The organism is Nisaea sp. (genome assembly GCF_040217065.1).
In the GTDB taxonomy this organism is placed as follows: Bacteria; Pseudomonadota; Alphaproteobacteria; order Thalassobaculales; family Thalassobaculaceae; genus Nisaea.
Map to the genome: position 1 here is coordinate 95,618 of NZ_JAVJNX010000006.1, position 26,135 is coordinate 121,752.

Annotated in this window: 27 protein-coding genes and 2 riboswitches; of the genes, 13 read left to right on the top strand and 14 right to left on the bottom strand. The window is 64.8% G+C overall.

Annotation, left to right across the window (positions count from 1 at the left end; genetic code table 11):
* Positions 1–4: 4 nt before the first annotated feature.
* On the bottom strand, positions 5–859 hold the full coding sequence (locus RH950_RS08685) for an NmrA family NAD(P)-binding protein (protein WP_350055738.1): 855 nt from the start codon (positions 857–859) through the stop codon (positions 5–7).
* 110 nt (positions 860–969) lie between these two features.
* On the opposite strand from RH950_RS08685, the gene RH950_RS08690 reads away from it, so the two are divergent.
* Positions 970–1,626, top strand: coding sequence for a TetR/AcrR family transcriptional regulator (locus RH950_RS08690; protein WP_350055740.1), 657 nt, complete (start codon positions 970–972; stop codon positions 1,624–1,626).
* Between the two features lie 108 nt (positions 1,627–1,734).
* Positions 1,735–2,358, top strand: a complete 624-nt coding sequence (locus RH950_RS08695; protein ID WP_350055742.1) for a class I SAM-dependent methyltransferase — start codon at positions 1,735–1,737, stop codon at positions 2,356–2,358.
* A 16-nt stretch (positions 2,359–2,374) separates the two neighbouring features.
* Here RH950_RS08695 and RH950_RS08700 read toward each other — a convergent pair whose 3' ends face one another.
* The 5 genes from RH950_RS08700 to RH950_RS08720 form a co-directional block, all read right to left on the bottom strand.
* Positions 2,375–3,178 carry an SDR family NAD(P)-dependent oxidoreductase gene (locus tag RH950_RS08700; protein ID WP_350055744.1) on the bottom strand — a complete coding sequence of 268 codons (804 nt, stop codon included), beginning with the start codon at positions 3,176–3,178 and terminating at the stop codon, positions 2,375–2,377.
* 106 nt (positions 3,179–3,284) lie between these two features.
* On the bottom strand, positions 3,285–3,929 hold the full coding sequence (locus RH950_RS08705) for an RraA family protein (protein ID WP_350055746.1): 645 nt from the start codon (positions 3,927–3,929) through the stop codon (positions 3,285–3,287).
* A 33-nt stretch (positions 3,930–3,962) separates the two neighbouring features.
* On the bottom strand, positions 3,963–5,162 hold the full coding sequence (locus RH950_RS08710; protein ID WP_350055748.1) for a UxaA family hydrolase: 1,200 nt from the start codon (positions 5,160–5,162) through the stop codon (positions 3,963–3,965).
* Complete coding sequence (locus RH950_RS08715; protein WP_350055750.1) at positions 5,159–5,455, bottom strand: UxaA family hydrolase; 297 nt, start codon at positions 5,453–5,455, stop codon at positions 5,159–5,161. Before RH950_RS08715 ends, RH950_RS08710 begins: the two co-directional genes overlap by 4 nt.
* A 74-nt stretch (positions 5,456–5,529) precedes the next feature.
* Complete coding sequence (locus tag RH950_RS08720) at positions 5,530–7,944, bottom strand: GcvT family protein (protein WP_350055752.1); 2,415 nt, start codon at positions 7,942–7,944, stop codon at positions 5,530–5,532.
* A gap of 203 nt (positions 7,945–8,147) precedes the next feature.
* On the opposite strand from RH950_RS08720, the gene RH950_RS08725 reads away from it, so the two are divergent.
* Positions 8,148–8,567 carry an SRPBCC family protein gene (locus tag RH950_RS08725; protein WP_350055754.1) on the top strand — a complete coding sequence of 140 codons (420 nt, stop codon included), beginning with the start codon at positions 8,148–8,150 and terminating at the stop codon, positions 8,565–8,567.
* Here RH950_RS08725 and RH950_RS08730 read toward each other — a convergent pair.
* From RH950_RS08730 to ispH, 4 genes are read right to left on the bottom strand one after another with little or no spacing between them, the layout of a single operon-like run.
* Complete coding sequence (locus tag RH950_RS08730) at positions 8,564–9,778, bottom strand: MFS transporter (RefSeq protein WP_350055756.1); 1,215 nt, start codon at positions 9,776–9,778, stop codon at positions 8,564–8,566. The genes RH950_RS08725 and RH950_RS08730 overlap by 4 nt on opposite strands.
* Entirely contained in the window at positions 9,775–10,206 is a 432-nt protein-coding gene (gene rnhA, locus RH950_RS08735; protein ID WP_350055758.1) for a ribonuclease HI, read from the bottom strand. The genes RH950_RS08730 and rnhA overlap by 4 nt, the downstream gene beginning before the upstream one ends.
* On the bottom strand, positions 10,206–11,165 hold the full coding sequence (locus tag RH950_RS08740; RefSeq protein ID WP_350055760.1) for a homoserine kinase: 960 nt from the start codon (positions 11,163–11,165) through the stop codon (positions 10,206–10,208). Before RH950_RS08740 ends, rnhA begins: the two co-directional genes overlap by 1 nt.
* Positions 11,166–11,169: 4 nt before the next feature.
* Entirely contained in the window at positions 11,170–12,114 is a 945-nt protein-coding gene (ispH, locus tag RH950_RS08745) for a 4-hydroxy-3-methylbut-2-enyl diphosphate reductase (RefSeq protein ID WP_350055762.1), read from the bottom strand.
* A 123-nt stretch (positions 12,115–12,237) separates the two neighbouring features.
* On the opposite strand from ispH, the gene RH950_RS08750 reads away from it, so the two are divergent.
* The 5 genes from RH950_RS08750 to RH950_RS08770 all read left to right on the top strand — a co-directional run bounded on the left by RH950_RS08750 (position 12,238) and on the right by RH950_RS08770 (position 18,033).
* Positions 12,238–12,777, top strand: a complete 540-nt coding sequence (locus RH950_RS08750; protein ID WP_350055764.1) for a hypothetical protein — start codon at positions 12,238–12,240, stop codon at positions 12,775–12,777.
* An 81-nt stretch (positions 12,778–12,858) separates the two neighbouring features.
* Positions 12,859–12,949, top strand: a riboswitch (glycine riboswitch).
* Positions 12,950–13,048: riboswitch (glycine riboswitch) on the top strand.
* Between the two features lie 44 nt (positions 13,049–13,092).
* Entirely contained in the window at positions 13,093–14,190 is a 1,098-nt protein-coding gene (gcvT, locus tag RH950_RS08755; RefSeq protein WP_350055766.1) for a glycine cleavage system aminomethyltransferase GcvT, read from the top strand.
* A 25-nt stretch (positions 14,191–14,215) separates the two neighbouring features.
* A complete protein-coding gene (gcvH, locus tag RH950_RS08760) occupies positions 14,216–14,587 on the top strand; it encodes a glycine cleavage system protein GcvH (protein WP_350055768.1) in 372 nt (123 codons plus the stop codon).
* Between the two features lie 87 nt (positions 14,588–14,674).
* Complete coding sequence (gene gcvP / locus RH950_RS08765) at positions 14,675–17,560, top strand: aminomethyl-transferring glycine dehydrogenase (protein ID WP_350055770.1); 2,886 nt, start codon at positions 14,675–14,677, stop codon at positions 17,558–17,560.
* 5 nt (positions 17,561–17,565) lie between these two features.
* Positions 17,566–18,033: a YbaK/EbsC family protein gene (locus RH950_RS08770; protein ID WP_350055772.1), complete on the top strand. Its 468-nt coding sequence runs from the start codon at positions 17,566–17,568 to the stop codon at positions 18,031–18,033.
* Positions 18,034–18,066: 33 nt separating this feature from the next.
* Here RH950_RS08770 and RH950_RS08775 read toward each other — a convergent pair whose 3' ends face one another.
* Positions 18,067–18,345: a hypothetical protein gene (locus RH950_RS08775; RefSeq protein WP_350055774.1), complete on the bottom strand. Its 279-nt coding sequence runs from the start codon at positions 18,343–18,345 to the stop codon at positions 18,067–18,069.
* 72 nt (positions 18,346–18,417) lie between these two features.
* On the bottom strand, positions 18,418–18,864 hold the full coding sequence (locus RH950_RS08780) for a MarR family winged helix-turn-helix transcriptional regulator (protein WP_350055776.1): 447 nt from the start codon (positions 18,862–18,864) through the stop codon (positions 18,418–18,420).
* A gap of 130 nt (positions 18,865–18,994) precedes the next feature.
* On the opposite strand from RH950_RS08780, the gene RH950_RS08785 reads away from it, so the two are divergent.
* A complete protein-coding gene (locus RH950_RS08785) occupies positions 18,995–19,426 on the top strand; it encodes an organic hydroperoxide resistance protein (RefSeq protein ID WP_350055778.1) in 432 nt (143 codons plus the stop codon).
* Positions 19,427–19,480: 54 nt separating this feature from the next.
* On the opposite strand, the gene RH950_RS08790 is transcribed toward RH950_RS08785, so the two are convergent.
* Entirely contained in the window at positions 19,481–22,006 is a 2,526-nt protein-coding gene (locus RH950_RS08790; protein ID WP_350055780.1) for an ABC transporter permease, read from the bottom strand.
* Positions 22,006–22,743, bottom strand: a complete 738-nt coding sequence (locus RH950_RS08795) for an ABC transporter ATP-binding protein (RefSeq protein WP_350055782.1) — start codon at positions 22,741–22,743, stop codon at positions 22,006–22,008. Before RH950_RS08795 ends, RH950_RS08790 begins: the two co-directional genes overlap by 1 nt.
* Before the next feature lie 91 nt (positions 22,744–22,834).
* Here RH950_RS08795 and RH950_RS08800 point away from each other — a divergent pair, with 91 nt between their 5' ends.
* The 4 genes from RH950_RS08800 (at position 22,835) to RH950_RS08815 (ending at position 26,119) form a co-directional block, all read left to right on the top strand.
* Positions 22,835–23,488, top strand: a complete 654-nt coding sequence (locus tag RH950_RS08800) for an arylesterase (RefSeq protein ID WP_502889752.1) — start codon at positions 22,835–22,837, stop codon at positions 23,486–23,488.
* Positions 23,489–23,596: 108 nt separating this feature from the next.
* The gene (locus RH950_RS08805) at positions 23,597–24,640 is read left to right on the top strand and encodes an NADP(H)-dependent aldo-keto reductase (protein ID WP_350055784.1); all 1,044 of its coding nucleotides are present in this window, start codon (positions 23,597–23,599) and stop codon (positions 24,638–24,640) included.
* Between the two features lie 31 nt (positions 24,641–24,671).
* Positions 24,672–25,295: an RNA 2',3'-cyclic phosphodiesterase gene (gene thpR / locus RH950_RS08810; protein WP_350055786.1), complete on the top strand. Its 624-nt coding sequence runs from the start codon at positions 24,672–24,674 to the stop codon at positions 25,293–25,295.
* 113 nt (positions 25,296–25,408) lie between these two features.
* Positions 25,409–26,119: a DUF1194 domain-containing protein gene (locus RH950_RS08815; RefSeq protein WP_350055788.1), complete on the top strand. Its 711-nt coding sequence runs from the start codon at positions 25,409–25,411 to the stop codon at positions 26,117–26,119.
* Positions 26,120–26,135: the final 16 nt, after the last annotated feature.

Sequence of the window (26,135 nt, forward strand, 5' to 3'; positions counted from 1 at the left end):
CCCCTCAGACTGCCACGGGCGTCCCGGCGCTCCAGACGCCCGTCTTGGCGGCGCGCCGCGCATAATCGGCAAAACGGCGCGGCGGACGGCCCAATGCCTGATCGACGCCATCGGTCACATTGGCATTGCGCCCGTCCAGCACTGTGGTGAAGAGATAAAGAACCAGCGAGATCATGTCCTGCGGCACACCGGCCTGCTCCATCGCCGCCCTGTAATCCGCCGCCGGGATCTGCCTGTAACGGATCGGCCGTCCGGTCGCTTCAGCAATGGAGGCGACAGCCTCGGAAAAACTCAGCAGCTCCGGGCCGGTGACCTCGTACAGCTTGCCTATATGCGCGGGATCGGTCAGGACCGCCGCCGCCACGTCGGCAATATCCTCGACGTCGATGAAGGGCTCCTTCACATCGCCGATCGGCAGCGCCACCTCGCCCGTATTGATGGCGTCGGCCAGGAAGGTCTCGCTGAAATTCTGGAAGAACCAACTGGCCCGCACAATGGTCCAGTCGGCGCCCGAGCCCATCAGCATCTTCTCTGTCTGCTCGGCCTCTTCCTCGCCCCGGCCGGACAGCAGAACCATGCGCCTTACACCAGATTTTAACGCGGTTTCGACAAAGGCCCCGACTGTCTCCAATGCGCCCGGAACAGCAAGATCCGGATGATAGGCGATGTAGATGGCGCGCGCGCCTTCGACCACAGGCGACCAGGTTTCCGGCGCGTCCCAGTCGAATGGCAATGCCGCTTCCCGGGAGCCGATCCGGACAGGCTGTCCCTGCTCGATCAGCCGTTTCACAACCCGTTGCCCGGTCTTGCCCGTCCCGCCCAGAACCAGGATCGGCGCCGTCCCGTCGTATCTGTTCATCTCGTTCTCCGTAAATGTGAGGATTACTCATATTTTGAAATCTGATAAACTCTCACATTTACGGAGTCAACGAAATTTGCTCTGATGCCGGACGGTTTCATGGAGTGGTCATGTCGAAAGTACTGCCGGATATGTCGCATGTCGCGCTGGAGCACATCTCGCTCCGCCGCATGCCCAATCAGGAACGCAGCCGCGCCCGCGTTGAACACATGCTGAACTGCGCCATCGCGGTGATCGCCGAAAAGGGCAGCGAGGCAATGACGATGAGCGAGGTGGCCCGGCTTGCGGACGTCTCCATCGGCTCGCTCTATCAGTATTTTCCGGACAAGAGCGCGATCATCCGGGCGCTCGCCGAGCATTACGGCGCGGAATGTCTCCGCTGCATCGAGGAGGGACTGGCCGGACCGGACACGCTCGACGCCCTCTGCGATGCGCTGGGTGAGCTGATCGACGTCTATTACGCCCTGTTCCAGGCGGAACCGGTCATTCGCGACATCTATTCCGGGATAGGCGCCGACAAGTCCCTGAGAGACATGGAAATCGCCGAGAGCCGCAAGAGCGGCGCCCTGCTTTCCGAGGCACTCTGCCGTGTCGCGCCGGACTGTGACCCGGAGCGCGCCGCCACAGACTGTTTCCTGATCATGCATTTTGGCGAAGCCACCATGCGGCTCGCGATTTCGGTCGCGCCGGACGAAGGCGCCAAGCTCGTCGATGCCTATAAACGCATGGCCGTGAGTGAATTGCACCGGGCCGGAACAGCGCCCTGATACGGCGATCAGGCGGCGCTCACAGCCTTGTGTGTCCGCATCCTTTTTACCCGGTCGACAGAGTGCGTCTTTCGCCACAGAAAGTTCCGGCAAAAGGGGGGAATGCGAATGACGGGTACGGCGAAATTCTGGGACAGGCACGCGGAAGGCTATGCGAAACGCCCCGTCGGAGACGAGGCGGCGTACGAGCACAAGCTGGCCCTGACCCGCGCGCGCCTTGCGCCGGAGATGACGGTTCTTGAGATCGGCTGCGGCACGGGCACCACCGCCCTGCATCATGCCCCGCATGTCGCGCATATCCGGGCGGTGGATGTCTCACCGAAGATGCTGGAAATCGCACGCCGCAAGGCCGAGGCAGCCGGCATCGGGAATATCACCTTCGAGGTTGCGGATTTCGACAGCCTGGACACCGAGGACGGAGACTACGACCTCGTCATGGCCCACAGCATCCTGCACCTGCTGCGCGACCGCCGGGACGCCATCGTGAAAGCGGTGCGCCTGCTGAAGCCGGGAGGGCTCTTCATCAGCTCCACCCCGTGCCTCGCCGGCGGCCGGCTGGGTTGGCTGCGCTTCGTGCTCCCGCCGGCACGCTGGCTCGGCCTCGTGCCCTGGGTCGGCTTTTTCACCGCCGAGACCCTGATCGCCGACTTCGAAGCGGCGGGACTTGAGATAGAGGAAACATGGCAGCCGGGGCCGGCAAAGGCGCTCTTCGTGATCGCCCGCAAACGCTGACGGGCTTGGATTTCCTTCAGAGTCCGACGGGCGTCCCGCCGCTGATCGGCATGGCAATGCCGGTGATGTATTCCGATCGCGGCCCGGCCAGAAAAGCGACCGCCTCGGCCACCTCTTCCGGCTCGCCCGCCCGGCGCATCGCCACCGTTCTGTAGCGCTCCTGCTTCACAGCATCGACCGGGCGGCCGCTTTCCCGGGCCAGACGCGCATTCGCCGCCGCATGCATGTCCGTCGCGATAAAGCCGGGGCAGACCACGTTGCAGCGGATACCGTCGACGCCGAATTCCGCCGCGACCGTTTTTGTCAGACCGACCAGCCCGTGTTTCATCGCGGTATAGGCGCCGAAACCGGCATCGGCGCCGAGACTGCCGGTGGAGCCGATATTGACGATGCTGCCGCCGCCCGCCGCCTGCATTTCCGGGATCACCGCCTGGGTGAACATGGCCGGGCCCAGCAGGTTGACCCGGAAGCTGGTCTCCCACTGTTCCGGCGCGGTCTCCAGCAGGTTCGCGGCCCCGGCGAGAGAGCCGGCATTGTTCACCAGAATATCGATCCGGCCGAATTGGTCTTTTGCCAGCTTAACGGCGGTTTCGATGTCGGCCGTCCGGGTAACGTCGACCGCCACGGCCAGTGCCGTCCCCCCGGCCGCCGCGATCTCCGAGACAATATCGTCAAGACGCCCCGTGGTCTCGTCTGAGCCGATATCGCTGACAATGACGGACGCACCCTCCGCCGCCAGACGCAGGGCCACCGCCCGCCCGATACCGCGCGGCGCCGATGCGCCGGTGACGATCGCCACCTTGCCGTCAAGTTCAGCCATGGTTTTTTCCGATTGATCGTCCCCAGAAGCGGCAGATGTGGGACCGGGAGTGACGGCCGTCAATTGGCCGGGCTGGCGCCGGCCCGAAAGGATTTCCCGCGCGGGCTCAGAACTTTCCGAATTTGAGGTAGGCTTCCTGTGGATCTGTGCCGCCGAGAATGGCCGTCCGGACCTTGTTCTCGGTGGTGATGGCGGCCTCGGCCTTGTCCACGACCTCCTCGACGATACCGGACGGCACGCGGACAAGCCCGTCACGGTCTCCCAGCATGTAGTCGCCCGGCTCGATCACCACATCGCCGATCCGCACGTCGACATCGGTCGCCGCCGGCAACCACCAGCCGACAATGTCCCGCGGGGTGAAGCCGCGCGACCAGGACTGGAAGCCGATATCGAGCAGGAAATTGACATCCCGGACGAACCCGTCGGCAACACAGCCGCGCACGCCCTTGTCCTTCAGCGTCTCGGCCGACAATTCTCCCATATGGGCGACCACCCGGTCGTTCGGCTGGCTCACCCAGACGGAACCCGCCGGCGCCTTCGACAGCAGCCCGGTCCAGGCGAGCAGCGTCTCGTGCGCATCCGCCGTCGGGTCGACCTTGCCGAGAATGGTGAAGGCGGGACCGGCCATCGGCTTTTCCGGCATGATCGGGCGCAGTTCCGGCGGCAGGGTGAAGTCCTTCAGCCCCATTGCCCGCATGACGTCATGGACGACGCCCGTATAGCATTTCTCCAACCGCTCCGTGATCGACATGGTTCCTCCCAGCTCTTCGGTTTGATTTTCTTGTTATGCCGCCGGCAGGCAGGCCGGCCCGATCGGCTCGAAAGACTTGTAGGTCAGGATGAACTCCTGATGCCCGAGCTCTTCCGACCGGGTCCGCGCGCCATCCGCGACGGCCAGCACCAGATCCCGGATCTCGGTGCCGACATCGTCCAGCTCCGCCGCCCCCTCAAGGATACGACCGGCATCCACGTCCATGTCATCCGCCATGCGCCGGTAGGTTTCCGGATTGGCGCAGATCTTGATCACCGGCGAGATGGCGGAGCCGACGACCGAGCCGCGTCCGGTGACGAACAGGTTGATATGGGCGCCGCAGGCCATCAGCTCGGCGATCTCGGCATTGTCGTTGATGTTCGGAAAGCCGAACCGGACCTCACCGTCCGGCACCACGTCGAGCAGATAGAGCCCGCCTTTCGGCGGCACGTCGCCCGGCTTCAGCAACCCGACAATCGGTGAAGCCCCGGATTTGGCATAGGCGCCCATCGACTTCTCCTCGATGGTCGTCAGCCCGCCGGTGGCATTGCCTGCCGCGAAGGAGCCGTAACCGAGGGTCGCGTAATAGCGCGCCGCCTTGGCCACACTTTCCTCGAGCAGGGCGGCGAGTGCCGGTGTGGCGGCGCGGGCGGCCATGATGTGCTCGCAGCCGATCAGCTCGCCGGTTTCCTCGAAGATGCAGGCGGCGCCATCGCCGATCAGCATGTCGAAGGCTCGGCCCGCCGCCGGATTGCCGGTGATGCCGGACGTCCCGTCGGAACCGCCGCAGATCGTGCCGATGACCAGTTCATCCGCCTGCATGGGCACCCGCACGGCGGCTTCCAGCGCTGGCAGGTGCTCTGCGATGAAGGCCTCGCCTTCAGCAATCGCAGCCCGTGTGCCGCCGACCTGCTGGATGGTGATCGCCTTCACCGGGCGCCCGGTCGCCTCGATCTGCTCGCGCAGCAGTCGGTTGTTGAAGGATTCGCAGCCGAGCGAGACCAGCAGCGCCCCGCCGACATTCGGATGGGTGCAGAGCGCCTGCATCATCCGCTGGGCATACTCGTTCGGGTAGCAGCCGGGAAAGCCGATGAGATGGACCTCCCGGTCCCGGAACCGCAACGCGATCTCCCGCGCGACGTGATGCGCGCATTCGACCAGATAGGCCACGACGAAGACATTCCGGATGCCCTTGCGCCCGTCACTCCTCGGATATCCGCTGAAGCCGGTCATCGCGTCTCCTCCGGCAGGCTGTAGGTCGGTGTGTAGTTGCTGCGGACATTGTGCACATGAACATGTCCGCCCGCCTCGATGGATGTGGTGGCGACGCCGATCACGGCGCCGTATTTCAGGATTTCCTCGCCTTCGGAAATCGCCCGGCGCGCAACCTTGTGGCCGAGATTGAGGCTGCGGTCGGTTTCCACATGCCCCGTGCCGATAGCGATCCGCTCGCCCGCGGCGATGCCCCGGCGCAGGACCAGAACATTGTCATCCTCGTTCAGAAGCAGCAGGCGGCGGTCCGTCATCGGTCAACCTCAAGCAGGTGAGGTCAAAAGCGTGGGCCCAGCCGGGAGACCGAGTCAACAACAACGCGGCCAGATCATCCCCGCATCAGGGCGCCCTTCGGATCGTGCAGCGGCGCGGCCACCCGGTGCGCCTTCAGGATCTTGCCGAGGATCTCGACCTCGAAACCGTCCGTCTCCCCGGCGCATGCCTTCGCGACGTAGCCGATGGCGATGCTCTTGCCCACCGTGTGACCGAAGCCACCCGACGTCACCCAGCCGATCGCCTTGCCGCCGTGGAAGATCGGCTCGTCGGCGATCGGGTCCACATCCTCGACATCGATGGTCAGGGTGACCAGCTTGTATTTGCCGCCGGTTTCTTTCTCCTCGACCAGCGCATCCCGGCCGATGAAGCTGTTCTTCGACATGTCGACGAACCGGTCCAGCCCGGCTTCGAAGGGTGAATAGTCCGGCGTGAATTCGGCCCGGAAGCCACCGAAGCCCTTTTCCAGACGCAGGGAATTGAGTGCCCGGCCACCGAAATGCTTCAGCCCGAATTCAGCCCCGGCGCGGACCAGCATGTCATGGAGCGTGATCAGGTAATCCGGCTTCACCCAGATCTCGTAGCCGCGCTCGCCGGTGAAGGAGACCCGGCCAACCATGGCGTGGAGCATGCCGAGATTCATCTCCCGGAAAGACATGAACGGCATCGCCTCGGTCGAGACATCCTCATGGGTCAGCTTGGCCAGCAGATCGGCCGATTTTGGCCCGGCGATGGAGAGCCCGACAAGTTCCTGACAGCGGCTCCGGATCTCGACGCCAGCCTCCGGCAGGTGATCCCAGAACCAGCGCAGATGGAACATTTCCGCGATGCCGGAGCCGAAGATCATGAACCGGTCGTCGGCCAGCTTGGCGATGGTGAAATCGCCGATGATCTTGCCCTGCTGGTTCAGCATCGGGGTCAGCACCATGCGGCCGGTGCGCGGCATCCTGTTTGCCATCAGCTCCGACAGCCAGGCTTCCGCGCCCTCGCCCGTCACCTCGTACTTGGCAAAGCTGGAAATCTCGATCATGCCGACGCCGGTGCGCACGGCCTTGCATTCCTCCGCCACCGGGCCGAAAGCGTTGGAGCGGCCGAAGGTCACATTCTCCACCGGCTCCATGCCTTCCGGCGCAAACCAGAGCGCGTGCTCCAGCCCGTAGGAGGCACCGAACACGGCATTCTGCGCCGCCAGCCGGTCATAGATCGCCGTCTTGCGCAGCGGACGGCCGGCCGGCAGTTCCTCGTTCGGGAAGGTGATGGAGAAGCGGCGGGAGTAGTTTTCCTTCACCTTCTCGTAGGTATAGCCCTTGGTCGCGTAGGAGCCGAAGCGGGCGCAGTCCATGGCATAGATATCCATGTCCGGCTCGCCCTCGATCATCCATTGCGCCAGCGCGAGGCCGACGCCGCCGCCCTGGCTGAACCCGGCCATCACACCGCAGGCGAGGTACATGTTTCGGAGCCCCGGCACCGGGCCGACCAGCGGGTTGCCGTCCGGTGCGAAGGTGAACGGCCCATTGATCATCGATTTCACACCGGCATTCGCCAGGAACGGGAAGTGCTGGTAGGCGATGTCGAGGGACGGCGCGATCCGGTCGAGATCCGGCTGCAGCAGCTCGTGCCCGAAATCCCACGGCGTCTGGTGCGGCGACCAGGGCACGCAGGCTTTCTCGTAGGTGCCGAGCAGGAAGCCCTGGCCTTCCTGGCGGGTATAGAGCTCCGCCTCGAAGTCGATCAGGTGCGGCAGCTCGGCCTCAAGCGCCTTGATCTCGTCCAGCGCCTCGGTGATCAGGTAATGGTGCTCCATCGCCAGCACCGGCAGCTCCAGCCCGACCATGCGGCCGACCTCGCGGGCCCAGAGGCCGCCGGCATTCACCACCTTCTCGCAGCGGATCGTGCCCTTGTCGGTGGCGACAGACCAGCCGCCGTCCTTTTCCGCCACCAGTTCCTCGACCTTGGTGTGGCGGTAGATCTCCGCCCCGCCCTTGCGGGCCGAGATGGCATAGGCGTTGGTCACGCCGGACGGGTCGACATGGCCCTCGTTCGGGTCGTAGACGGCGCCGGTGAAGTGACTGGCATCGACCAGCGGATGCAGGCGCTGCACCTCGTCTAGGGAGATGAAGTCGATATCGAGACCCATATATTTGCCCTTGGCGACCATCGTCTTCAGATAGTCGAGCCGTTCGGGCGTCCCCGCCGCCATGATCCCGCCGGAGAGATGCACGCCGGTCGCCTGTCCGGAGATCTCCTCGATCTCCTTGTAGAGATCGATGGTGTATTTCTGCAGCTTGGTGACGTTCGGGTCGCTGTTCAGCGTGTGCATGCCGCCCGCCGCGTGCCAGGTGGAGCCGGATGTCAGCTCGCTGCGCTCCACCAGGACCACGTCTTTCCAGCCCAGTTTGGTCAGGTGGTAGAGAACGCTGCAGCCAACGACGCCCCCGCCGATAACAACGACCTGCGCATGCGATTTCATCGATATGTCCCCCCTCGCCACCGGCGCGCCCGGCGGCCTTGCACTGGAGCCAGTCCAGCAGATCCAGCGAAACGAGGCGAGCCATCCGGCGACACGGGCCCACGGCCCGGCGTCGGAATCGGAGCATTGAGCCCGACGCGGGGACTTTGCCTCATCCGCTCAAGCGACTACCCTTGGACATGCAGTACGTGAGGGAGATTGACATGGCTATTGTGGATATGAGCGTGAAGCTGGCGGCGCCGGCCTCGGAAGTCTGGTCGCTGGTTGGCGATTTCCTGGCCCTTCATACCTGGCACCCGGCCGTCCCGACTTGCGAGCCTGTCGGCGAGGGTGGCGGCATCCGGCGCCTGACATCCGGCAATGGCGGGCCGACCTTCGACGAAGTGCAGCTGGAGCGCGACGAGGATAACCACAGGATGCGCTATGCCATCCTCGGCAAGCCCTTCCCGCTGGAGAATTATTCCTCCTGGCTGTCTGTCGAAGATACCGACGGCGGCTGCGTTGTCCGCTGGCGCTCGGCCTTCGCCCCGGACGAGGGCAACGAAACCAAGGCGAACGGTATCGTCCAGTTCATCTACAAGAGCGGCTTCGACGCGCTGGTGGCACGGTTCGGCGCCGGCTAGCGCCCGCGATCGACGGCCCGGACCAGCAGCACGACGAACAGCCCCGTCACCCCGAGGCCGATCATCGGCAGATGGCCGTTCGACCAGCCGCCGAAATAGGTCACGACCGCGGCGAAGATCGGCGCGGCCAGCAGGTTGCCGGCATTGGAGCCATGCACCACCACGCCGCTGCAGGTGGCGACCTCCGACGCATTGCGGGCCTGCGCCGGCGCGCCGGCGAGGCAGGCCGCCGGCAGCACCCCGCCGATGCAGGACATGGCGATGGCCGCAGGGACCCGGAGCCCGTCCGGTGCACTGCCGGCGAAGACAAACCAGGCCGTGCCGATGATGCCGAGGAAACTGATGGCGATGATGCTCCAGCGCGGCATGCCGCGATGCATCAGCCAGGCCGCGCCGAGATTGCCCACCGTGTTCACCAGCACCACGGCGGCGCCGATCAGGGCCGCTCCCTCCAGGGAATAGCCCATCCGCTCGATCAGGAAGGTCGGCATCCAGGTCATCAGGGCGAAGATCGCGCAGGCATAGAGGAAAAAGGAGGCGGCGAAGAGATAGGGTCCTGGCAGGCGGAGCGTGACGAACACGTCGCTGAAGCCGCGGGACCGGCTCGGCAGGGGCGCGCCGGGCCAGCGGGCGGGCGCCGTCAGGAGCGCCAGGACAATGGCAAAGACGATACTGATGGCCGCCCCCGTGAACCAGAGCCCGCGCCATCCGGCGGAGGCGATCAGGACCGGTGCGGCGACCATGGCGATGGCGGCGCCGACCGGAAAATAGGCGGACCAGAAACCGAGCGCGAGGGAGCGGTGATGCGGTGTGGTCGCGGCCACGATCAGGGTCGGCGCGGCAATCGAGGTGGCAACGAACCCCATGCTTTCCAGGGCCCGTCCCGTAAACAGCACGGGCGTGGATTCCGAAACGGCGCCGAGCGCCGAGCCGAGCGCGGTGATCAGCATTGCCGCGACGGCCATCCGGGCGGGGCCGAGCCGGTCCGTCGCCATACTGATGAGAATGGCGAACAGTGCGGCGAACAGGTGCAGCAGGGAGGCCAGCCAGCCTCCGGCAACCAGCGACAGGTCGAGATCGGCCCGGATCTCCGGCAGGGCGGGCGGCACCTTGCCGACCTGAAGCGCCGCGACAACGCCCGCCATTACGGCGAGCGCGACAATGTCCCAGCGGGTCTGACCCGGCTCGGGCGCCGCGGCAGCGGCGGTCACGGGATCGCCAGACGCGCCAGCTCGTCCGCCCGCTCATTCTCGGGATGGCCGGCATGGCCCTTGACCCAGTGCCACTCGATCTCGTGCCGCTCGACGGCGGCCTCGAGCCGCTGCCAGAGCTCCATGTTCTTCACCGGCTTCTTGTCGGCCGTGCGCCAGCCCCGCTTCTTCCAGCCGTGGATCCATTTGGTGATGCCGTCGCGGACATAGGTGCTGTCCGTATAGAGGTCCACATGCATTGGCCGGGTCAGGGATTCCAGCGAGGTGATCGCCGCCATCATCTCCATGCGGTTGTTGGTGGTTTCCTTCTCGCCGCCGGACAGTTCCTTCTCGGTATCGCCGTAGCGCAGGATCGCGCCCCAGCCGCCGGGCCCGGGATTGCCGCTGCAGGCGCCGTCCGTGAAGATCTCGACCCGTTTTCCGGCCATCAGATGCCATAGCCCGCGCTGGAGGAAACGCTCTGGTGGAAGCTCAGCTTGCGGTGATATTCCATCGGATCCTTCGGTTTCACGAATGCCCCTTCCGGGTGGTTCAGCCAGTCATAAAGGCGGGTCAGCAGGAAGCGGGTGGCGGAGCCGCGGGCCAGCACCGGCAGGGCGGCCAGCTCGGCGTCGGAGAGTTTCCGGACCGCCTGGTAGGCCGTGATCATCTGCCGCGCCTTGGTCACGTTGAAACTGCCATCCGTCTCGAAACACCAGGCGTTGAGGCAAATCGCGAGGTCGTAGACCAGCATGTCCGTGCAGGCGAAGTAGAAGTCGATGAAGCCGGACAGTTCGTCCCCGAGGAAGAACACATTGTCCTGGAACAGATCGGCATGGATGACGCCGCGCGGCAGATCGGCCGGCCAGTTCTTTTCCAGGAAATCGATTTCCGATTCCAGGAAGGCATAGAGCCCGGGCTTCACGCTGTCCGCCGCCGGGCCGCAGGAGACCAGCAGGGGACGCCAGGACTGCACGGAGAGGCTGTTCTCCCGGATCATGCCGAAATCGGCCCCCAACGCGTGCATCCTGGCCAGCTCGGCGCCAAGAGCCCGGCAATGGGCTGGCGTCGCCTTGCGGTGCCAGATCCCGTCCAGGAAGGTCACGACCGCCGCCGGACGGTCGTTCAGGCGGCTGAGCATCTCGCCGGCCCGCGTCCGGACCGGCTGCGGGCAGGACAGCCCCTTGCCGGCCAGATGGTTCATCAGGTTCAGGAAGAACGGCAGATCGTCGGGATTCACCCGCTTCTCGTACAGCGTCAGGATGTAGGTACCGGTCGTCGTCCGGACCATGAAGTTCGAGTTCTCGACCCCTTCGGCGATGCCGGCGAAGGAAACCGGATCGCCGATATCGTATTCGGCCAGAAAGGACGCGAGATCCTCGTCGGAAATAGCAGTGTAAACGGCCAAGGACTTAACTCGCCAGTTCGCGGGGCAGCTTGAAATGGACGTCCTCGCGGGCGACCGTGACCTCTTCGATGGTCACCGAGCGGTGGGCCCGGCAGGCCTCGATCACCTCGTCCACCAGGATTTCCGGCGCGGACGCCCCGGCGGTGATGCCGAGCACCGTGATATCGGCCATCCAGTCCCAGTCGATATCGACAGCGCGCTGGATCAGCAGCGCCTTGTCGCAGCCGCGCACCCTGGCGACCTCCACCAGGCGCTTGGAATTGGAGGAGTTCGGCGCGCCGATGACGACCATGCCGTCGCAGCGCTCCGCAATGGCCTTGACCGCCTCCTGGCGGTTCGTCGTGGCGTAGCAGATGTCTTCCTTGGCCGGCCCGATCATCTTCGGGAACCGGCTCTGCAGGACCGCGACGATTTCCGCCGTGTCGTCCACCGACAGCGTGGTCTGGGTGATGAAGGAAAGATCCGGATCGCCCTCGAAGCTGACCGTCTCGGCATCGGCGCGGGTTTCCACCAGGGTGATGGTGCCGTCCGGCACCTGCCCCATGGTGCCGACCACTTCGGGATGGCCGGCATGGCCGATCAGGATGATGTGCCGGCCCTGCTTCATGTGCCGTTCGGCTTCCAGATGCACCTTGCTGACCAGCGGGCAGGTGGCGTCGAGATAGACCATGTTGCGCCGTGCCGCTTCGGCCGGAACCGATTTTGGCACGCCGTGCGCGCTGAACACGACCGGTGCGTCGAGCGGCACCTGGTCCAGCTCCTCGACGAAGATCGCACCCTTGCGTTCCAGGCCCTCGACCACAAAACGGTTATGCACGATCTCGTGCCGGACATAGACCGGCGCGCCGTATTTCTCGAGGCTGCGCTCGACGATCTGGATGGCCCGGTCCACCCCGGCGCAGAAACCGCGCGGCGTGGCCAGTAAAATGGTGAGAGCGGCTTTGTTCATGCCCGCGATGTAGTCCCTCGGTAAAAACTTGTCCATAGAAGACAGAAGCGCGCCATGCCTGTTTGCGGGTCCGCGCCCGAGCGGGTAGTGTGTGCGCCGACAGAACCCTAGCAGAGCTGAGCCATGTTTTCCCAATCGCGTTTCCGCTTTCTGACCCGCGCCCTGCTGCCGCTTGTGCTGCTGGCGTCCGTGGCCGCCTGCTCCAGCGACGAGGGCCCGCCGCCAGGCTGCCCGGTGACCAATTTCGTCGACGATCTGGACCGTATGACCGTCTTCGCCGATGGCGCCGTCGGCGATCTCACCGATGTCCGATTCGACGCCCAGTTCGCCAGCCTCAGCGCGATCTGCAATTTCGAGGACGACGCGCTTGTCATGGATATCGCGTTCCAGGTCATCGCCACGCGCGGGCCGGCCAACAAGGACAACCAGGCAGCGGTAACCTATTTCCTCGCCATCTCGGACGAGACCGGCGCGGTGATCGCCAAGCAGACCTTCGACAACGTTCTGCCGTTCCGGGGAAATCTGCGCCGCGTCGCCATCAAGGACGAGTTCGAGCCGACCATCCCCTATCCGTCGGACCAGAAGATCCTGAATAATTACCGGGTTCTGATCGGCTTCCAGCTGACGACGGAACAGCTTGCCTATAACCGGTCGCGGCGATAAGGGCGGCCGGGCCGGCACCTTTGGCCTCCGTGACCCCTTTTCTTTTTCTCTGGCGCCGATTACTGTCTTGCACGACTACCGATGACCCTCAAGGGAGAGACCGGCCACATGGTCGGCGCCGAAGGAGCAACCGCCCCCGGAAACTCTCAGGCAAAAGGACCTTGAGGCGAGGAACTTCTGGAAAGCAGACGGGAAACCGTCTCACCCACGGTGAAAGCCCGGCACAGAGTTCGCCGGGTGAATCTCTCAGGTTAGCGACAGAGGGGGCAGGTTCCGGCAGTTCGCCGGGATGCCTTTCGCTGACCGGAGAGACCTATGACCGAAACCGCCCTTCTCAAGACTCCCCTGCACGCACTGCATGTCGAACTCGGCGCCAAGATGGTGCCGTTCGCCGGCTATGACATGCCCGTGCAGTACCCCGCCGGCGTCAAGGCCGAGCATCTGCATACCCGCACCAGGACCGGGCTGTTCGACGTCTCCCATATGGGCCAGGTCAGGCTGACCGGCGCCGACGCGGCACGCGACCTGGAACGGCTGGTGCCGGGCGATCTCGACGGACTCGCGATCGGTCAGATGCGCTACAGCATGTTCACCAACAATGAGGGCGGCATCCTGGATGACCTGATGGTTTGCCGGATTGAGGACGGGTTGATGGTCGTCGTCAACGCGGCCTGCAAGGATGCCGATATTGCCCATATGCGGGCGCAGCTTTCCTCCGAGATCACGGTTCTGGAAGACCGCGCGCTGATCGCCTTGCAGGGCCCCGGCGCCGAGGCGGCACTGTCCGCCCTCGCCCCGGCCGCCGCGACCCTCAGCTTCATGACCGGCGCCGAGATGGATGTGGACGGGGCTGCCTGCTTCGTCACCCGGTCGGGCTATACTGGCGAGGACGGCTACGAGATATCCGTGCCGGCCGATCAGGCCGATGCGCTGGCCCGCACGCTGCTGGCCCGGAACGACGTGGAAGCCATCGGCCTTGGCGCCCGGGATTCCCTGCGACTTGAAGCCGGGCTGTGCCTCTATGGCCACGATATCGACGAGACGACAACGCCGGTCGAGGCGGCGCTCACCTGGTCCATCGGCAAGCGCCGGCGGGAGGAAGGCGGCTTTCCCGGCGCGGATGTCATTCTCGGTCAGATCAAGAACGGCGCTCCGCGCAAGCGCGTCGGCATCCTGCCGGACGGACGGGCACCGGCCCGCGAAGGCACCGAAATCCAGGCGCCGGATGGCACCAGCATCGGCAGCATCACAAGCGGCGGCTTCGGGCCGAGCCTCGAGGCACCGCTGGCCATGGGATACGTCACGACGGAGCACGCCGCCGCCGGCAGCGCTGTAAATGTTGTCGTTCGGGGCAAAGCCCTGCCCGCCAAAATCGCCAAAATGCCGTTCGTCCCGAATGGCTACAAACGTTAAAACAAAGCACCTGAGGGGATCAGATATGAGCGAACGCCGTTACACCGAAGACCATGAATGGATTGATCTCGACGGCGAGATCGGCACCGTGGGGATTACCGATTTCGCCCAGGAACAGCTTGGCGAGGTCGTGTTCGTGGAAGTGCCGGATGTCGGCAAGGTCGTTGCCCAGGGCGACGAGACCGCCGTCGTCGAATCGGTGAAGGCCGCCAGCGAGCTCTACGCACCAGTCACCGGCGAAGTGGTCGAGGCCAACACCGCGCTGGCAGACACGCCGGACCTGGTGAACAGCGACCCAGAGGGCGATGCCTGGTTCTACAAGATCAAGCTTTCCGACAAGGACGAGTTCGACGCCCTGATGGACGCGGACGCCTACAAGGCGCACACGGAAGCCTGAGGCCGGGCGCCGGGACCTTCGGGTCCCGTTGCCGCCCCCGAGCAGTGAGAAAGACGTACGGCCCACGGGCCGGAAGGAGCAGATGAGATGCGGGACAACAGGTTGGCCTTCGCCGAGCAGGAAGAAAGCGAAGAGTTCATTCGCCGTCATATCGGCCCCGGCCCGGACGAACAGGCACAGATGCTGAAAGCTCTCGGCTACGAGAGCCTCGGCGCCCTGATCGATGCCGCCGTTCCGGCCAGGATCCGCGTCAAGGAGCCGCTCGACCTGCCGCCCGCGCAGACCGAAAGCGCGGTGCTGCAGAAGCTCCGGCAATATGCCAACACCAACACGGTGAACCGCACCCTGATCGGGATGGGTTATTACGGCACCCGCGTGCCCGCCGTCATTCAGCGCAACATCCTGGAAAACCCTGCCTGGTACACGGCCTATACGCCGTATCAGCCGGAAATCAGCCAGGGCCGGCTGGAAATGCTGCTGAACTTCCAGACCATGATCGGCGATCTGACCGGCCTCGATATCGCCAATGCCTCCCTGCTGGACGAAGGCACGGCGGCGGCCGAGGCCATGGCCTTCTGCCACAAGGCCTCGAAGAACAAGGGCAGCGTTTTCTTCGTCTCGAAGAATTGCCATCCGCAGACCATCGACATTCTGCAGACCCGCGCCGCACCGGCCGGGCTGACCGTGGTGGTCGGCGACGAGAACGACGCTCTGCCGGAAGACGCCTTCGCCATCCTGCTGCAATATCCGGACACCAACGGCGCCGTGCACGACTATGCCGGCATCGTCGAGAAGGCCCATGCCCAGGGCGCGCTCGCCGTGGTCGCCGCCGATCTGCTGGCTCTGACCCATCTCACCCCTCCGGGCGAGTTCGGCGCGGATGTCGCCATCGGCACCAGCCAGCGCTTTGGCGTGCCGCTCGGCTTCGGCGGCCCGCATGCCGCCTATTTCGCCACCAAGGACGAATACAAGCGCTCCATTCCGGGCCGCATCGTCGGCGTGTCGGTCGACAAGAACGGCGATCCGGCCTACCGGCTGGCCCTGCAGACCCGCGAGCAGCATATCCGCCGCGAGAAGGCGACCAGCAACATCTGCACGGCCCAGGTTCTGCTCGCCGTCATGGCGGCGGCCTATGCCTGTTATCACGGGCCGGACGGGCTGACCAAGATCGGCCGCCGGGTGCACCGCCGGACCGCGATCCTGGCACAGGGCCTGCGCGAGCTCGGCTATACCATCGCGCATGACAATTTCTTCGACACCATCATCGTGCAGACGGACGACTGGACCGGCTCCGTCACCGAGGCGGCCCGCATCGAGGGCGTCAATCTGCGCATCTTCGACAATCGTGTCGGCATCTCCCTAGACGAGACCTGCACCCGGGAGCTGGTCGAGCGGCTCTGGGCCATGATGGCCTTCGACAGCATGAAGGAACTCACCTACGAGGCCGTCGCCGACCGCACCCCGGACGCCATTCCGGCAAAGCTGGAACGCAGCTCGGACTTCCTGACCCATCCGGCCTTCAACAGCTATCATTCCGAGACCGAGATGCTGCGCTATCTGCGCCGCCTCGCGGACAAGGACGTGGCGCTGGACCGGTCCATGATCCCGCTCGGTTCCTGCACCATGAAACTGAACGCGACCACGGAAATGATCCCGGTCACCTGGGCCGCCTTCTCCGACATCCACCCGTTCGCGCCGCGCGACCAGGCCGAAGGCTATCATCTGATGATCGCAGAGCTGGAGCACATGCTGGCGGAGATCACCGGTTATGCCGCCGTCTCCCTGCAACCGAACGCTGGCTCCCAGGGTGAATATGCCGGCCTGCTGGTGATCAGCGCCTATCACGCCAGCCGGGGCGAAGGGCATCGCAATATCTGCCTGATCCCGAGCTCCGCGCATGGCACCAACCCGGCCTCCGCCGCGATGGCCGGCATGAAGGTCGTGGTCGTGAAGTGCGACGATGACGGCAATGTCGACATGGCCGACCTGAAGGCCAAGGTGGAGCAGCACAGCGCCAACCTCGCCGCCCTGATGGTGACCTACCCCTCGACCCACGGTGTGTTCGAGGAAACCATCACCGAGATCTGCGACCTGATCCACAAGCATGGCGGACAGGTCTATATGGATGGCGCCAACCTCAACGCCATGGTCGGTGTCTGCAAGCCGGGCCAGTTCGGCTCAGACGTCAGCCATCTGAACCTGCACAAGACCTTCTGCATCCCGCATGGCGGCGGCGGCCCCGGTGTCGGCCCGATCGGCGTCGGCGCGCATCTGGCGCCGTTCCTGCCCGGTCACCGCAACATGCACGCCCAGGAAACCGCCATCGGCCCGGTCAGCGCCGCGCCATACGGCAGCGCCGGCATCCTGCCAATCTCCTGGAGCTATATCGAGCTGATGGGGGCGAACGGGCTGAAGCAGGCGACCGAGGTCGCGATCCTGTCGGCCAACTATCTGGCCCACCGTCTCGAAGAGCATTTCCCGGTGCTGTACAAGGGCAAGAACGGTCTGGTGGCGCATGAATGCATCATCGACCTGCGCCCGCTGAAGGACGAAACCGGCGTGACCGTCGACGATGTCGCCAAGCGCCTGATGGATTACGGCTTCCACGCCCCCACCATGTCCTTCCCGGTGCCCGGCACGCTGATGATCGAGCCGACCGAGAGCGAGCCTCTGGCTGAACTCGAACGCTTCTGCGCGGCGATGATCGCCATCCGGCAGGAAATCCGCGATATCGAGGACGGCAAGCTCAGCCGCGACGAGAGCCCGCTGGCCCATGCCCCGCATACGGCCGGCGATCTGATGGCGGACGACTGGGACCGGAAATATTCCCGTGCCCAGGGTGCCTTCCCGGTCGACAGCCTGCGGAGCAACAAATATTGGCCGCCGGTCGCCCGCATCGATCAGGCCTATGGCGACAAGCACCTGATCTGCTCCTGCCCGCCGATCGAGGCGTATCAGGACGCGGCCGAGTAACGGGCATGAGCAAGAGCGTCAATCGCGTCAAGGCCGCCGCCGAGGCCGCCGGACTAACCGTCGAGATCCTGCGCATGCCGGACTCGACGCGCACCGCCGCCGAAGCCGCCGCCGCCTGCGGCTGCGATGTTGCCCAGATCGTGAAGTCACTGATCTTCAAGGGTGGCGAGAGCGGTGAGCTGAAACTGCTGCTGGTTTCCGGCGCCAATCAGGTGGATCTGGAAAAGGTGGCGGCGCTGGTTGGCGAGCCGCTTGAACGGGCCGACCCGAAAGATGTCCGCGAGATCACCGGTTTCGCCATCGGTGGTGTATCCCCGCTCGGGCACCTGACACCGGTCGCGACCTGGATGGACGAGACTTTGCTCGGCTTCGAGACCGTCTGGGCGGCAGCGGGGGCGCCGAACGCGGTCTTCGAGGTGACTGGCGATGCATTGAAGAATGCTGCCGGTGCGACGGTGGCTGCTCTCAGCTAACGGCGCGACGCCCCCCCGCCTGAAGCTCCCGGCTCAGAGCTTCAGGCCCTTGCCGTCGCCCTCGCCTCCATCTTTCTTGTCCGACATCCCATCCTTCGGGTTGACCCGGCGGATGATGATGTCGCCGTTCGGCAGGACTTCCGGCGTTTCATATTGCGGGATCGAGGAAAAGAAGGCGCGCAGGCCATCGAGCACCATCTGCGCGCCGCGCTCGATCGTGTCGGCAGGCGGCTCTTCAGCGGCCCGCGCCGGGGTCGTGGCAACGACCAGCGACAGGCCAAGCACGGCAACAAGCGACGATAGAGTATTCATCCTGGGCTCCTTTGTCAGGGCTCTCCATCATACCGATGATTTGGCCGACAAAAAGGCGGGTACAAGTCCCGCCTAGCGCCCGGCGACAACCGCGCCGGTCACGCCGTTCACGTCCGCGACCAGTGCGCCAAGCTCGTCCCGGGTCATGCCGATCGTGTCGAACAGGCAGGCCGAGACGTCGCGGGATTTCTGGCGCAGCGCCCGCCCCTGCTCGGTCAAGGTCACCTGCACCTGCCGCTCGTCATTGGCGGCCCGGCGGCGCTGCACCAGCCCCGCCTGCTCCAGCCGCTTCAGCAGCGGCGTCAGGGTATTCGATTCCAGATGCAGCAACTCGCCGAGCTGGCCGACATTCTGGTTGTCCTGCTCCCACAGGGCCATCAGCACAAGATATTGCGGATAGGTCAGCCCAAGCGCGCCAAGCAGCGGCTTGTAGAACCGGTTCATGGCGTGATGCGCCTTGTAGAGGGCGAAACAGAGAAATTCATCCAGGTGAAGCTGGTCGGCAGGCGCGTCTGACACAAATAAACTCCCATGATGTCCGGAGAGAATTTAATCGCATGCGATTAAATCGCAAGCCCTTGACTTTTAATCGAGGCTCCCTATTTATATCGCACACGATTTAATCGCCCCAAAAAGCAAGGAACATATCATGTCAGTCAACGTCCTCTACACCACCGGCGCCACCGCAACCGGCGGCCGCGACGGCCAGGCCAAGACCAGCGACGGCGCGCTGGAGGTCACCCTGTCGACACCGAAGGAACTCGGCGGCACCGGCGGTGCCGGCAACAATCCGGAACAGCTTTTCGCGGCGGGCTATGCCGCCTGCTTCCTCGGCGCCATGAAGTTCGTCACCTCCCAGGGAGACTCCTCGGTGAAGATCACGCCGGACACCACCGTCTCCTCCGAAGTCGGCATCGGCCCGCGTTCGGAAGGCGGTTTCGGCCTTGAGGTTTCCCTCGCCATCTCCATTCCCGGCGCGGACAAGGACGATGTGCAGGATCTGATCGAGAAAGCCCATCAGGTCTGCCCGTATTCGAACGCCACGCGGAACAATATCGACGTGAAGCTGTCGGTCGCCTGAAGCCCGTCAATCTTCAGAAAACATCCGGCGGGCCGCCGAAAGGCGGCCCGTCCGTCATTCGTTCCGCAGCAGCGGTGCCGCTTTCTGTGACAGGGCGCTCCAGGTGCCGATCAGGCCGAGCGTGATGGTGATCAGGGTCGAGAAGGCTGCGGTCAGCACCACCGCCGGCGTATCGAAAGAGAAATCCCCGCGCATCAATTGGGTGATGACGACATAGCCGATGATGGTGCCGATCAGGGCCGCCACCAGCGAGGTGACGAGTCCGAGCAGGCCGTATTCCATGACATAGGCGGTCAGCACCTTGCGCCGGGTCGCCCCCAGCACCTTCAGCACCACCGCATCGTAGATCCGCCGCTGATGGCCGGAGATGACGGCTCCCGCCAGCACCAGCACGCCTGCCAGCAGGGTCACCGAGGCGGTGATCCGGATGGCGATGCCGACCGCGTCCATGATCCGCCCCGCATTCTCCAGCGCGTCCTTCACCCGGATGGCGGAGACATTGGCGAACCGGTCCGTGACCGCCCGCTGCACTGCTTCCTCGGCCTCCGGCGTGTCCGCATAGACCGTGGAGATGATGCTGTGCGGTGCCGCCTCCAGCGTACCGGGGGCAAAGACGAAGACGAAATTCATGCCCAAAGACTGCCACTCGATATTCCGCAAGTTGTGCACCGTCGCGGTGATCTCGCGGCCGAGCACGTTCAGCGTGATGGTGTCGCCGACGCCAATGCCGTAGCCGCGGGCGATTTCCGCATCGAAGGACAGCAGCGGCGGGCCGCTGTAGTCCGCCGGCCACCATTCGCCCTCGACCAGATCGGTGCCGGCCGGCGGCGTGGCCGCATAGGTCAGGCCGCGATCGCCGTTGATGGTCCATTGCACGTCCGGGTCGACCGTGCGCTCGGCCACCGGCACCCCGGCAATCTGCACGATCCGGCCGCGCACCAGCGGCGTGCGTTCCATCTTTGTGATGCCGGGCACGCTCTCCACCGTTTCGATGAAGCCCTCGACCTGGTGCGGCTGGATATCGATGAAGAAGTAGGACGGCGCGATTTCCGGGATCTGTTCTTTCAATTGCCGCGACAGGTTGGCCTCAATCAGGGCGATGGCGACCAGCACGGTGAGGCCAAGCCCGAGGGAGAGGATCACGCTGGCGGTCGGTGCACCGGGCCGGTGCAGGTTGGCGATGGCTAGCCGCAGATCGGGACGTTTCGGCGCCGGCACCATGCGGGCGCCCCGGACGATGAGTTGGGCCCCGCCGCCGAACAACAGCAGAACACCCACCGCCCCGGCGATGAATCCGCCCGCGAGTTTCGGGTCATCCGTCGCCACCACGGCCAATCCGGCCAGCACCACGGCGCTGATCGCACTGGCGATAATGTATTTCCCGGCCGGCCGTCCGGACGGCGGCACGATCAGGGCGCGGAACAGCTGCGCCGCGCGCACGGCCCCCGCCCGGCCGAGCGGCCAGAGCGAGAAGGCAATAGTCGTCAGGTATCCAAAGGCACCGGCGGTCAGAAGCGGTTTCCAATAGAGCCCGCCCGGCACCTCGAAAGGCAGCATGCCGGAAATCAGCTTGCCCGCGATCAGCGGTGCCAGCGCCCCGATGGCAAGGCCGGCACCGATGCCGACTGTGGCCACGGCCAGGATCTGGATGAAATAGGCGGTGAAAACGGTCCCGGTCGTGGCGCCGAGGCATTTCAGGGTGGCGATGGTCGCCATCCGGCGATCAAGGAAAGCCCGCACCGCATTGGCGATGCCGACACCGCCGACCAGAAGCGCCGTCAGCCCGACCAGGGTGAGGAATTGCGTCACCCGGTTGATGAAACGGTCGAAGCCTGGCGCGGCACGGTCCACGCCGCGCAGCCGCCAGCCCGCATCGGGAAATTTCTTGTTCGTCTGCTCGATCCAGTCAGCCCCTGCGAGGCCCTGTTTCAAGCCGATCAGATAGTGGAAGCGGATCAGGCTGCCGCGCTGAACCAGACCGGTTTCCGGCAGGGACGCCGCCGGAATCATCACACGCGGGCCGAAGGAGGCAAAACTGACGGAACGATCCGGTTCCTTCGCGATCACGTCGCGTACCTCGAAGACGGCCTCGCCGATCTTCAGCATGTCGCCCGGCACAAGCTCCAGCCGGGTTGCGAGAGCGGCATCCACCACCGCGCCGTATATGCCGTCCCGCTGCGCCAGTTCCGTCTGGATGGCGCCGCCTTTCTGCAGTTCGAGGGAGCCGAACAGCGGATAGGCGTCGCTCACCGCTTTCAGCTCGACCAGGGTGCGCCGGTCCGCATCCGCCTTGCGGGCCATGGCCCGCATCTCGACGGTCTCGGCCACAATGCCCGACTGGCGGAACCAGTCCACCTGCTCCGGCGCCGCCTCGCGGTGGGTGTAGCGGATCTCGATATCGCCGCCGAGGATCTCCCGGGCGTCCCGCTCGACCCCTGCCATCATGGCCGAGGACACGGAGCCGACACCGGCCATCGCCGCCACGCCGAGGGCGAGGCAGGCCAGGAACACGCGGAAGGAGGAGACGGCGCCGCGCAACTCCCGGCGCGCGATCGTCAGGGAAATACCCAGATTGCGCATCAGGCGCGCTGCCGCTCGTCGGTCATACCATCGTCGGATGTCACGGGGGCACCGACCGCGGCGCGCCGGACATCATTCACGATCCTGCCGTCGGCCATGGAGATCACCCGGCTGCTATGCTCGGCGAGCGCCATGTCGTGGGTGATCAGCACCAGGGTAGTGCCGTGCGTCTCGCTCAACTCAAAAAGCAGTTCCATGATCGTGTCGCCGGTAGCACCGTCGAGATTTCCCGTCGGCTCGTCCGCCAGCAAGAGTTTCGGCCGGGTGACGAAAGCGCGGGCAATCGCCACGCGTTGCTGCTCGCCGCCGGACAGCTGATCCGGGTAGTGCGTTGTCCGGTGCGCCAGTCCTACCCGCCCGAGACTCTCCTCGGCCAGGGCGAAGGCATCGCGGGACCCTGCGAGTTCAAGCGGAATGGCCACATTCTCCAGTGCCGTCATGGTCGGCACCAAACGGAAGGCCTGGAAGACGATTCCCACCGTATCCCGGCGGAACACGGCAAGCGCATCCTCGCTCATGGCGGAGAGGTTGTGGTCCGCGACGGAGACGCCGCCGGAGCTGGCCTGCTCCAGCCCGCCGATCACCATCATCAGGGTCGACTTCCCGGCGCCGGACGGCCCGACGATGCTGACCGTCTCGCCCGCAGTGACGTCAAGATCAATGCCACGCAGGATATTGACCTCGCCCGCCCCACTCCTCAGGTTAAGGTGCAGGTCGGACAGCCGGATCAGTGCCATGTGTTTTTCTTCCAAAATGAATAGGCAGGGTGACCCGGCGACGCGGAACACTCCGGAGCTTAACGCTCCCTCGCCATATAGGGCCGGTATATTGCATTGCAACGTCGCAAAGGGCGGTTTCCGCCACAAGGCCGCTGCTTTTGTCGCAGCGCTGCTGATGTTTTTCGCCATTCTGCCCGGCGCCGGGGCGGAAATCAGGATCCTCGGACTCGGGGACAGCCTGATGGCGGGATACGGCCTGCCCCCGGGTGACGGCTTTACGGATCAGTTGCAGGAGGCGCTTCAGGCGGACGGCATTGCCGCAATCGTTACCAATGCCGGCGTCTCTGGGGATACCAGCGCCGGCGGCCGGGCCCGGCTCGACTGGGCGCTGGCCTCCGATCCCGACGTGGTGATCCTCGAGCTCGGCGCCAATGACGGGTTGCGCGGGCTGGAGCCGGCGGAGACGAAGCGCAATCTCGACGCCATTCTGACCACGCTCGGTGAGAAAGGCCTGCCGGTGCTGCTTGCCGGAATGCTCGCTCCGCCCAATCTCGGACGGGAGTACAGCGCCGAGTTCGAAGCCTTGTTCCGCGATCTCGCCGGGAAGCACGGCGTGCTGTTCTATCCCTTCTTCCTCGACGGAGTCGTCGGGGACCCCGCCCTCAACCAGCAGGACGGCATTCATCCGACCAGGGAGGGTGTGGCCGTCATCGTCGAGCGCATTTTGCCGCTCGTGAAAGACCTGCTTGCAAGGATCGAATGATCCGCCGGTTGATCCATCGCGTGCCCCGCGATTAAACTCCGCGCCTTCCGGGCTTTTCCTGCCCGTACATCAATCGCCCGCCAGCCAGTCAATGGAAGTGAGTTGCTTATGGAATACCGCCCGCTCGGACGAACGGACCTGCGCGTCAGCGTCATCTGCCTCGGAACCATGACCTATGGCGAGCAGAACAGCGAAGCCGAAGGCCATGAGCAGATGGACTATGCGCTGGAGCGCGGCGTCAATTTCTTCGACACGGCGGAGATGTATTCCGTCCCGCCCCGGGCCGAGACCTACGGCCGGACCGAGGAAGTCATCGGCACCTGGGTGAAGGCCAGCGGCAAGCGGGACAAGGTGATCCTGGCAACCAAGGTGGTCGGCCCGGGAGAGCGCTTCGCCCATATCCGCGACGGCAACCCGAAATTCAACCGCGAACACATCACCGCCGCGGTCGATGCCAGCCTGAAGCGGCTGCAGACGGACTATATCGACCTCTACCAGCTGCACTGGCCGGAGCGGTCGACGAACACCTTCGGCAAGCTGAACTATGTGCATGCCGAGGAGCAGGACTGGACTCCGCTGGAAGAGACCCTCGCCGTGCTGGCCGACCTGATCAAGGGCGGCAAGATCCGGCATGTCGGCCTGTCGAACGAGACGCCGTGGGGCACCATGAAATGCCTCGCGCTGTCCGACGCCATGGGCCTGCCGCGCCCGGTCTCGGTGCAGAATCCCTACAACCTGCTGAACCGCAGCTTCGAGGTCGGTCTGGCCGAGGTGGCGATCCGCGAGGAGTGCGGACTGCTGGCCTATTCGCCCATCGCCGGCGGCGTGCTCAGCGGCAAGTATCTTGACGGCGCGCAGCCCGAGGGTGCCCGCATGACGCTCTTCCCCGGGAACTTCTCGCGCTATCTGAAGCCGAATGCCGAGGAAGCGACGATCGCCTATGCCAAGCTCGCCAAAGAGTACGGATTCGCGCCCGCGGACCTCGCCAACGCCTTCGTCAATACGCGCCAGTTCACCACCTCGAACATCATCGGCGCGACGACGATGAAGCAGCTGGAAAGCAATATAGACACTGCCGAAATGAGCCTTCCGGAGGCCCTGCTGGAAGAGATCGAAAAGGTCAACCAGCTGTACTCTAATCCCTGTCCTTGACAGCCGGCGCGGGCGTGGTAGCCAATTATGTATGAACAGGTTGTTCGTTGCGCTCGCGCTTCCCGACCATGTCCGCGCCGCACTCTCCGGGCTGCGCCGCGGTTTCCCCGGCGCCCGTTGGGTCGCGGAAGAGAACTTTCACCTGACGCTCCGCTTTATCGGTGAGGTCGACAACCGGGCGATGGACGACATCGCCGAGGAGCTGGACCGGGTGCGCGAGCCCGGTTTCGATCTCGAGCTCGACGGCTTCGGCAGTTTCGAGACCAAGGGCAAGGTCCGCGCCCTCTGGGCCCGGATCCTGGCCAGCGAAGACCTGAACCATCTGCAGCGCAAGATCGACACCGCCCTCGATGCGGTCGGTGTCGCCCGCGAGACCCGCAGGTTCAAACCGCATGTCACGCTGGCCCGGTTCAGGGACGCGCCGCTCGACCGGGTGAACGAGCTGATCTGTGAAGCCAGCCCGTTCAGCGCCGGACCGTTCCCGATCGGCTCCTTCACGCTGTTTCGCAGTTTTCTGCACCGGGACGGGCCGGTCTATCGCCCCGAGATGGTCTATCCGCTCGACGGAGACGCTTTTTCCGATCCCTATTTCGACGAGTTCAGGGACGACGATGAGTACGATTTCCAGGATGAAAACGCCGTTCCGTCACATTAAGGCGGTATGGACACGGTTTTTTCACAATATCCTGTGACGATGGTCGTCCGTCAGGAAAGCACTGGTGAAACATGCTGCGTCTCATATGCCTGGTCCTCGGATGTCTCCTCTGCATGCCGCCCCGTACCGGGGCCGCCGATGTCCCCGTCGATGTCGAGCTGGTGCTGGCCATCGACTGTTCCTCCAGCGTCAATGACGAGGAATTCGCCCTGCAGGTCGCCGGCATGGCCAACGCCTTCCGCGACCCGATGATCCAGGACGCCATTCAGAACGGGACCGAGGGCGCCATCGGCATCTCCGTGATCCAGTGGTCGAGCGAGCGTTTCCAGAAGGTCGCCATAGGCTGGCGCGTGCTGCGCGGTCCGGCCGATGCCGACAGGCTGGCGAGCGAAATCGAGGCCATGCCGCGGACCATCGGCACCGGCGCGACATCCATCGCCAATGCCCTGCTGTTCGCCGCCAACAGCTTCAACGGAAACGGCATGGAAGGATACCGCCGGGTGATCGACATGTCGGCGGACGGCGAGAACAATCAGGGTCTCGAGATCCATGTCGCCCGGGCCCAGGTGCTGGCCCGCGGCATCACCATCAACGGACTGGCCATCCGCAACGAATTCCCGAACCTGGATATCTATTTCGAGGACCGGGTGATCGGCGGCGACAGGGCCTTTATCGAGGTGGCGAAGGATTACGCGGACTACCGGAACGCCATCTTCCGCAAACTTTTCCGCGAGCTGCGGGATGTGCCCGTTGCGGACGGCTCGGACCTTGACCCATCATGGGCTGCATCATGGAAAGAGGCGCGGCTGCTAAAGCCGCGCTGACACGACCGGTTCGAAC

Excerpts from the sequence above, each read along its gene's own strand:
- RH950_RS08685 (WP_350055738.1), bottom strand. The coding sequence starts at position 859 with ATGAACAGATACGACGGGACGGCGCCGATCCTGGTTCTGGGCGGGACG.
- RH950_RS08690 (WP_350055740.1), top strand. The coding sequence starts at position 970 with ATGTCGAAAGTACTGCCGGATATGTCGCATGTCGCGCTGGAGCACATC.
- RH950_RS08695 (WP_350055742.1), top strand. The coding sequence starts at position 1,735 with ATGACGGGTACGGCGAAATTCTGGGACAGGCACGCGGAAGGCTATGCG.
- RH950_RS08700 (WP_350055744.1), bottom strand. The coding sequence starts at position 3,178 with ATGGCTGAACTTGACGGCAAGGTGGCGATCGTCACCGGCGCATCGGCG.
- RH950_RS08705 (WP_350055746.1), bottom strand. The coding sequence starts at position 3,929 with ATGTCGATCACGGAGCGGTTGGAGAAATGCTATACGGGCGTCGTCCAT.
- RH950_RS08710 (WP_350055748.1), bottom strand. The coding sequence starts at position 5,162 with ATGACCGGCTTCAGCGGATATCCGAGGAGTGACGGGCGCAAGGGCATC.
- RH950_RS08715 (WP_350055750.1), bottom strand. The coding sequence starts at position 5,455 with ATGACGGACCGCCGCCTGCTGCTTCTGAACGAGGATGACAATGTTCTG.
- RH950_RS08720 (WP_350055752.1), bottom strand. The coding sequence starts at position 7,944 with ATGAAATCGCATGCGCAGGTCGTTGTTATCGGCGGGGGCGTCGTTGGC.
- RH950_RS08725 (WP_350055754.1), top strand. The coding sequence starts at position 8,148 with ATGGCTATTGTGGATATGAGCGTGAAGCTGGCGGCGCCGGCCTCGGAA.
- rnhA (WP_350055758.1), bottom strand. The coding sequence starts at position 10,206 with ATGGCCGGAAAACGGGTCGAGATCTTCACGGACGGCGCCTGCAGCGGC.
- ispH (WP_350055762.1), bottom strand. The coding sequence starts at position 12,114 with ATGAACAAAGCCGCTCTCACCATTTTACTGGCCACGCCGCGCGGTTTC.
- RH950_RS08750 (WP_350055764.1), top strand. The coding sequence starts at position 12,238 with ATGTTTTCCCAATCGCGTTTCCGCTTTCTGACCCGCGCCCTGCTGCCG.
- gcvT (WP_350055766.1), top strand. The coding sequence starts at position 13,093 with ATGACCGAAACCGCCCTTCTCAAGACTCCCCTGCACGCACTGCATGTC.
- gcvH (WP_350055768.1), top strand. The coding sequence starts at position 14,216 with ATGAGCGAACGCCGTTACACCGAAGACCATGAATGGATTGATCTCGAC.
- gcvP (WP_350055770.1), top strand. The coding sequence starts at position 14,675 with ATGCGGGACAACAGGTTGGCCTTCGCCGAGCAGGAAGAAAGCGAAGAG.
- RH950_RS08770 (WP_350055772.1), top strand. The coding sequence starts at position 17,566 with ATGAGCAAGAGCGTCAATCGCGTCAAGGCCGCCGCCGAGGCCGCCGGA.
- RH950_RS08775 (WP_350055774.1), bottom strand. The coding sequence starts at position 18,345 with ATGAATACTCTATCGTCGCTTGTTGCCGTGCTTGGCCTGTCGCTGGTC.
- RH950_RS08785 (WP_350055778.1), top strand. The coding sequence starts at position 18,995 with ATGTCAGTCAACGTCCTCTACACCACCGGCGCCACCGCAACCGGCGGC.
- RH950_RS08790 (WP_350055780.1), bottom strand. The coding sequence starts at position 22,006 with ATGCGCAATCTGGGTATTTCCCTGACGATCGCGCGCCGGGAGTTGCGC.
- RH950_RS08795 (WP_350055782.1), bottom strand. The coding sequence starts at position 22,743 with ATGGCACTGATCCGGCTGTCCGACCTGCACCTTAACCTGAGGAGTGGG.
- RH950_RS08805 (WP_350055784.1), top strand. The coding sequence starts at position 23,597 with ATGGAATACCGCCCGCTCGGACGAACGGACCTGCGCGTCAGCGTCATC.
- thpR (WP_350055786.1), top strand. The coding sequence starts at position 24,672 with ATGAACAGGTTGTTCGTTGCGCTCGCGCTTCCCGACCATGTCCGCGCC.
- RH950_RS08815 (WP_350055788.1), top strand. The coding sequence starts at position 25,409 with ATGCCGCCCCGTACCGGGGCCGCCGATGTCCCCGTCGATGTCGAGCTG.